The following is a 6,631-nucleotide window of genomic DNA, read 5'->3' as shown; positions in this document are numbered from 1 at the left end:
TGCCTCAGTGTCAGTTACAGTCCAGAAAGCCGCCTTCGCCACTGGTGTTCCTCCTAATATCTACGCATTTCACCGCTACACTAGGAATTCCGCTTTCCTCTCCTGCACTCAAGTCATGTAGTTCGCAAGGCTGGCGACGGTTGAGCCGTCGCATTTCACCCCGCGCTTACAAGACCACCTACGCACTCTTTACGCCCAATAATTCCGGATAACGCTCGCCCCCTACGTATTACCGCGGCTGCTGGCACGTAGTTAGCCGGGGCTTCCTCCATGGGTACCGTCATTTTTTTCTTCCCCAAGGACAGAGCTTTACGGCCCAAAGGCCTTCATCGCTCACGCGGCGTTGCTGCATCAGGCTTGCGCCCATTGTGCAATATTCCCCACTGCTGCCTCCCGTAGGAGTTTGGACCGTGTCTCAGTTCCAATGTGGCCGATTACCCTCTCAGGCCGGCTACTGATCGTTGCCTTGGTAAGCCGTTACCTTACCAACTAGCTAATCAGACGCAGATCCATCCCATACCGATAAATCTTTGACTGAAATGGCATGCGCCATCTCAGCATTATGAGGTATTAATCCCGGTTTCCCGAGGCTGTCCCTCTGTATGGGGCAGGTTATCTACGCGTTACTCACCCGTCCGCCGCTCTCTATATTTTCATTCAACCGAAATCTCATTCCAATATATACCGCTCGACTTGCATGTGTTAGGCACGCCGCCAGCGTTCATCCTGAGCCAGGATCAAACTCTCTGTTTGTGGTATCTAAAAGCCGAGGCTCTTAAATCGAAGTTTTTTCCTTCACAGAACAAAACACTTTTGCGTTTTTGTTTTTTTGTGAATCATTGTTTTTTTTAAAGAATTGTACGTGTGACCCGATACATGTTTCCATGTATCAAATCTTACCAAATTTTTGGTTGTACTTCATTTTGACTTTAACCGTTCGGACAGAATTAATTCTTCCGCACGATCAAGTTCCTGCACTATGAAGTTTTCAAGGTTCATAAGGCCTTTTGGCCTGCTGCGATGTTCCCTTTCGGGTGATGCAGCTTTTTAATATTAGCAGCTTTCACTTCTACTGTCAAGCGCTTTTTTTGCCTTTTTTGATTTTTTTTGAGTTTTTTCGTTTGGCGACGCATCATTCATGTCATACTAATATCATATCAACTTCTTGGAGTCCTGTTTATGATCAAACTGAAAAACTTGCTGAATGATAAAACGCTTATGAAATGGAGCTTATTCTGCACGGTAACAATCGCACTGCTCTATCTCCTTTATATGGTCATTCGAAATTTCGGGGCTATCATCGGAGTCGCTGTTGCCGCTTTGTCGAGCGCCGGTTCCGCGCTGACCCCGCTTTTTATCGGCATCGTCATCGCCTATTTTTTAAGCCCTGCCGTAGAATTCATCGATCTCTCGATCATGTCGCGCGCTTTTTTCAAAATGCCGGAAGATCCGATTCAATATGAGCGCCGAAAGAAAACACGATTTTTCATTAGTGTCATCGTCACATTTGTTTTGCTGATCGCGACCATTTGTTTCATTATATACGGTTTTGCGGTTCTGATCCTTGATCAATTCGTGTTTGTCGGCATACGATACGCCGTTTCCGATCTCATGAACCATTTTATCGCTTATGAAGCCGCGATTCAAGAATGGGCCGCATCGCTTCCGCAAGACATCGTCAGTGATACGATCAACGAAGCAACGAACGTTGTTTTAAACTGGTTCTCAAACAGCTTCACGCCCTCCTCCATTGCAAGTGTGGTCGTGGGCATCGGCGGTGGCATCATCAATATGGTCATCGGACTTGTCATCAGCATATACCTTTTAAAAGACAAATCTTTCTTTTTACGTTTATGCAGAAAAACATTTCACTTATTGCTTCCGCAAAAAACAAACGCCATCGTGCGCGAAACGTTGTTCGAGGTCAATATGGTGTTGTCGCAATTCATCCGCGGCGCGCTTTTAGACGGCCTGATCGTCGCCATCTTAACTTCGATCGCACTCTCTATTCTGGGCGTTCAATTTGCGGTATTCATAGGGATTTTTGCGGGCGTATCAAACATCATCCCGTATTTCGGCCCTATTCTCGGTATGATTCCGGCGTTTCTGGTCGCTGTTTTTACAGATGGGCTGACACAAGGCATCCTTGCAGTCATCGTCATGATCGTCATACAACAAATCGACGGGAATATTATATACCCCAGAATTGTAGGCTCCAAAACAGGCCTGCACCCTTTGACTGTCCTACTTGCGATTACGATCGCAGGGTATTACACAGGCATACTGGGCATGGTGATCGCGGTGCCGATCACCGCCATTGTCAAGATATTCATTCTGAAATTGGTTTACCGAGTAGAAAGCAAAAGACATTGAACAAGCCGACGAAGCTTTATGCCGCGCCGGCCTGAAGAAGTGGATCCGCTTTTATTGTGAAATGGAGGGCAGGTTTCCCAAGTTATTGTTTTCGGTGCCGTCCGGAAGAGACTTCAGGTATTCGCTGCCATTTCTCGTTGCGATGCCTACGCCACGAATGCCGCCCTGCTTCGCAAGCCTTACGCCTGCATCTTTATCCAAAACCGTACCGTCCGATAGCTGATATCCTGAAATACGGCCGTCTTCTTTTACAAGCGCCACGATCCGCTTCGCATCCGCGTTCGGGATCGGTATCTCACTCATTGCGAGCATCGGCAGGCTGATCAAGTCTACGTTTGCTTTGTTTTCGTTTGACATCATTTTTCTCCTCATATTGTTATCGATATAAAAATAGTTTGCCGCTTTTGCAAGAATCTATTCTCAGCCACGAAATTGCATTTATTGGTATTTTTGTCATCTCTCCCAAAGTCTCAGCGTGAGACGTTGAAGCATTTTCAACGTTTTTGTTTTTTTGTAGAATTTTGTTGTATGATATGGTACAATATGTATGCTGCTCGTGCTTGGTACGGACGGTGTAACGAATTTATAATTTTTTGGAGGATACAATGAAAAAACCAATAGAATGGGTAAGCCAGATTGATGGAAAAGATTATTCTTTTTCCTACGAGAAAGTAAAAGGCAAGCACGTACTGACTGCCAACGGCGTACCAATCGAAGTGAAAGCCAGTTTTTGGAGTATGATCCTTGGATTTGACGAAGGATTTATGTTGGACGGCAAAGAGGCACGCCTTGTCGTTGAGAGCAAAGAGCCGGATGTCGTGATTGACGGTCAATACGTAAGAAGCGGTAAAGTATACGTGAAACGCCCTGCTTGGGTATTGGTCTTTGCTGTTCTTTGCATCTTGATCCCCATTGTCAGCTTGGGTGGCGCAATTCCTGCTGTTATCGGGTTCTGCGGCGCTGCCGGATGTGTGAGCGTATCAAAAACCACTTTGTCAACACCCATCAGAGTCCTGATCTGTACGGGTATTACTGTACTCGCTTGGGTTTTATTGTTCCTGCTTGGAATCGGCCTCGCCATGCTTTTGGGGTAATGTGCCTCATAAGCGATTGATAGCGAAAATCAAAGCCCCGAAACACGGGGCTTTTACGACAGGAAACGGCGCAGCACGATGCTACGCCGTTTTCTTATCTTTATAACAGATAAATTATTCCGTAGCTTCCAAAAACCGTGCAAAGATGGTCGCTACTTCTGCTCTGGTTGCCGTATCTCTTGGGGCAAATCTGCCATCCGGGCGACCCATGATGATGCCTGCGGCTTGGATCGCCAGTACACCATCAACCGCCCAATAAGAGATATCGTCTTGGTCTGTGAATGTGCGTGTTGTATCTTGTGGTAACTCGATATTGCGGCTTACAACATAGTTATGAAGCATGACCGCCATTTGCTCCCTCGTAATGGGGGTGCTTGGCGCAAAGTTGTCGTTGCCTACACCTTGTACCAGCCCTTGTCCTGCCGCCCATTCGATTGCTGCGAAATACCACGCTGTGGAAGAAACATCACCAAAGGTTGAAGAAACCGTTTCATATACGGCAAGGTCTACGCTCTCCATATTGGCAAGCACTTGTACGAACATCGCACGAGTCATGTTGCCCTGTGGTGTAAATAGGTTGTGGCTTGTGCCTTGGAAAAGTTGATTTTCCCATACCGCTCTGACATAGGGGTAGAACCAGTCTGTGACTGTGACATCGATGAACGGGAATTGCGGCTCTTCGATTTGTGGTTCGTAGTTTGCAAGCGGGATTTGTCCCGGTGTTATTGCTGTTGTTGGTGGGTTCCAACCATAGCCGCTGTCGCCAGTGCCGCCTTGTGCCGCTGTCATCGGGAATACCACCGTAACCGTTACGGAATTGCCTGTAGTCACCATAGAATGTGTAACTGTCGCTCCGGCCACGGTCAGCGTGTCTGCCCGAAGTCCATTGAAGTTGAATCCGACGTTCGCCGTCAATGTAAATACGGCTGTATATACCCGGTTCGCCCCAAAGTTTACACCTGCCGGCGTTCCACCGCTGTGCGTCCATGTGATTGCGCTCGGCGTTGTGTTTATCATGGTAGCCGTTGCGGCTGCTACAGTTGCGCCGTTTACCGGGGCTGTTGCTGTGATAACGCCGCCGGTGATGGGTATTTCAAACGCCGGAATAGCCACCGTCAGCATATTACTTGTCTGCGCCGCTCCGTTTTGACCTGCTATATAGATTGTGCGCTCCCCTGCGGTAAGGCCGGTGAGGCTGATTGTATTTGTCGTTGCTGTCATGGCTGCTGAGTTTTGACCGGAAGTCACAAGAGCCGTCGCATTTGCAGGTGTTGCTCCGTCAATTTGGTGGAAACGGTTTCCTGACTGTGTGCTTGTAAATGTCACGGTGGCTTCTGTATCGCTTGTGCGTGATACCGTGCCGATTGTCAGCACGGGTGACGCGCCTCTTGCCCATACGGTTGATACAGGTGTTGCTGGACTATTATCGTATGTGAAATAGCCCGCCTTGGTTGTGGGTGTGTCATAGCTGTTTTGAGCCCTGGCTGTGTATGCAATATTTATATAAGTTGTCGCGGTTATTGTGCCGCCTATTGTGATTTGTCCGCCGCCGAGTGCGTGAGCACCCACGCCGCCTGTACCGGTTGCTGAAACATTACCGCCGATGAAAGCAGCTCCGCCCGCATTAACCCGTACACCATTTGCATTTGTTCCATTTGCGGAAACATCACCATAGACGGTAATATCCCCGCCTGTGGAGTTTACTGTCCAACTGTCATTGTTGTTGGCTATGGCGTGTCTGCCAATTATAACTGTTGCGCCGGAACCAGCGCCTGCTCCTGCACTGGTGGTGCCGGTCGCTATGGCATCGCGCGTTACTTCAATGCGAGAATTATTGCCGGTGGCAATAGCCCCTCCAACGTGATTTGTGCCGGTGGCAATCGCATCGTGCCCTACGGTAACTTCTCCGCCGTTTTCCGCACCTGCACCATAACCATGTGCGCCGGTTGATATAGCATCCTCTGTAACATTAACTTCGGAACCTGCACCTATGGCAATAGCGCCTCTTGCGACGCCTTCTGCGTTGCCGCCTACGTTGACAGTTCCACTGTTTTCCGCTCTCGCGCCATTACCGTTCGCGCCGCTTGCCGAGGCATCGCCTGTGACGTTGACCTCAGAACCTGAACCATTTGCTAATGCACCTCTGATTCCACCTGTAGCATCTACACCAATATTTACAGTGCCTCCGGTTAATGCCCGTGCGCCCACGCTGTTTGTGCCGGTAGCTGTGGCATCGCCTGTAACGGTTACTTCGCCGCCATTAACTGCTCTTGCAGCACTGCTGGTGTTGCCAAAAGCTATTGCATTTCCATTGACGGTTACTGTACTGCCGTTGCCGCTTGCATTTGCACCATGTGCATCAGCTGCACCGCCGCCATCTACATTACCTCCTACAACGACTGTTCCTCCTAAGAAAGCACCCGCTCCTGTGGCGTTACCTATGGCATGCTGACTGACTGTTACAAAACTATTTGAGCCTGTAGCGTGTGCGCCAAGACCCAACGTTGCTGTTCCTGCAGCATTGGTAACTACAGCCGAACCGTTTGTTACTCGTAACCCTTCCGTTGTACCTGTTACATTAAACGCACCGCCGCCGTTGTCGTTGAGTTGCCATTGTGCGCCGTTTTCTACAAGCAATCCGATACCGCCTGTGTTTACAACGTCCAGTGTAAAGTTGTTTGTTTCAAGCGTAATGTCTGTCGTGCCGCTGATAGATATTCCTGTGTTGTGCTGATTTGTGCCTGTAAGATTTGCCCCAAGCCGTATCGTGCCTGTGCCTGTGCCGATGGCGGTGAGGGCGGCATTAAGTTGTGCCGAATTTTCCACTACGAATGTGCCGCCATTTACATTTATAGTGCCTGTGCCTATAATCGGGTTGCCTGTAATTGTACCATTGTTGTTTATTGTGCCGTCACTATCCAAAGTAAAGTTGTTGTTTATCGTGCCGTTGTTTGTGAGGGTAGCTGCGCCAAAAATGATAGTAGTATTCTCTATAATCAGTGTGCCATTATTTACCCATGACGCATTGATGTTAAACCAAGAGCCCGTCACACGCAAGGTTGTATTGGGTGGTATAGTGACATTGGCATTAATTGTTGTCGGATTTGTTAGGCTTATGACTACCTCCGTATTATCCGTGTCATCGAGTGCGGCTTGGAGTTGCC

5 protein-coding genes and 1 rRNA gene are annotated in these 6,631 nt (G+C 48.5%); 2 read left to right on the top strand and 4 right to left on the bottom strand.

The window, feature by feature from the left end:
- Together FWE06_10075 and FWE06_10070 are read right to left on the bottom strand one after the other, a co-directional pair.
- Positions 1-753 (bottom strand): 16S ribosomal RNA (locus FWE06_10075); the annotation flags it as partial.
- Positions 754-995: 242 nt separating this feature from the next.
- Positions 996-1,136 carry a hypothetical protein gene (locus FWE06_10070; GenBank protein ID MCL2547507.1) on the bottom strand — a complete coding sequence of 47 codons (141 nt, stop codon included), beginning with the start codon at positions 1,134-1,136 and terminating at the stop codon, positions 996-998.
- A 43-nt stretch (positions 1,137-1,179) separates the two neighbouring features.
- On the opposite strand from FWE06_10070, the gene FWE06_10065 reads away from it, so the two are divergent.
- Entirely contained in the window at positions 1,180-2,373 is a 1,194-nt protein-coding gene (locus FWE06_10065; protein ID MCL2547506.1) for an AI-2E family transporter, read from the top strand.
- Positions 2,374-2,424: 51 nt separating this feature from the next.
- Here the strand turns inward: FWE06_10065 and FWE06_10060 are convergent, their stop codons facing one another.
- Positions 2,425-2,730: a DUF3892 domain-containing protein gene (locus tag FWE06_10060; GenBank protein ID MCL2547505.1), complete on the bottom strand. Its 306-nt coding sequence runs from the start codon at positions 2,728-2,730 to the stop codon at positions 2,425-2,427.
- A 248-nt stretch (positions 2,731-2,978) separates the two neighbouring features.
- On the opposite strand from FWE06_10060, the gene FWE06_10055 reads away from it, so the two are divergent.
- Entirely contained in the window at positions 2,979-3,467 is a 489-nt protein-coding gene (locus FWE06_10055) for a hypothetical protein (GenBank protein MCL2547504.1), read from the top strand.
- A gap of 114 nt (positions 3,468-3,581) precedes the next feature.
- Here FWE06_10055 and FWE06_10050 read toward each other — a convergent pair.
- Positions 3,582-6,631, bottom strand: a 3,050-nt coding sequence (locus tag FWE06_10050; protein MCL2547503.1) for an S-layer homology domain-containing protein, incomplete at its 5' end; no start/stop codon positions are given.

It is taken from the genome of Oscillospiraceae bacterium (genome assembly GCA_009780275.1).
In the GTDB taxonomy this organism is placed as follows: Bacteria; Bacillota; Clostridia; order Oscillospirales; family UBA929; genus WRAI01.
This window is presented reverse-complemented; position numbering and strand designations above follow the sequence as displayed.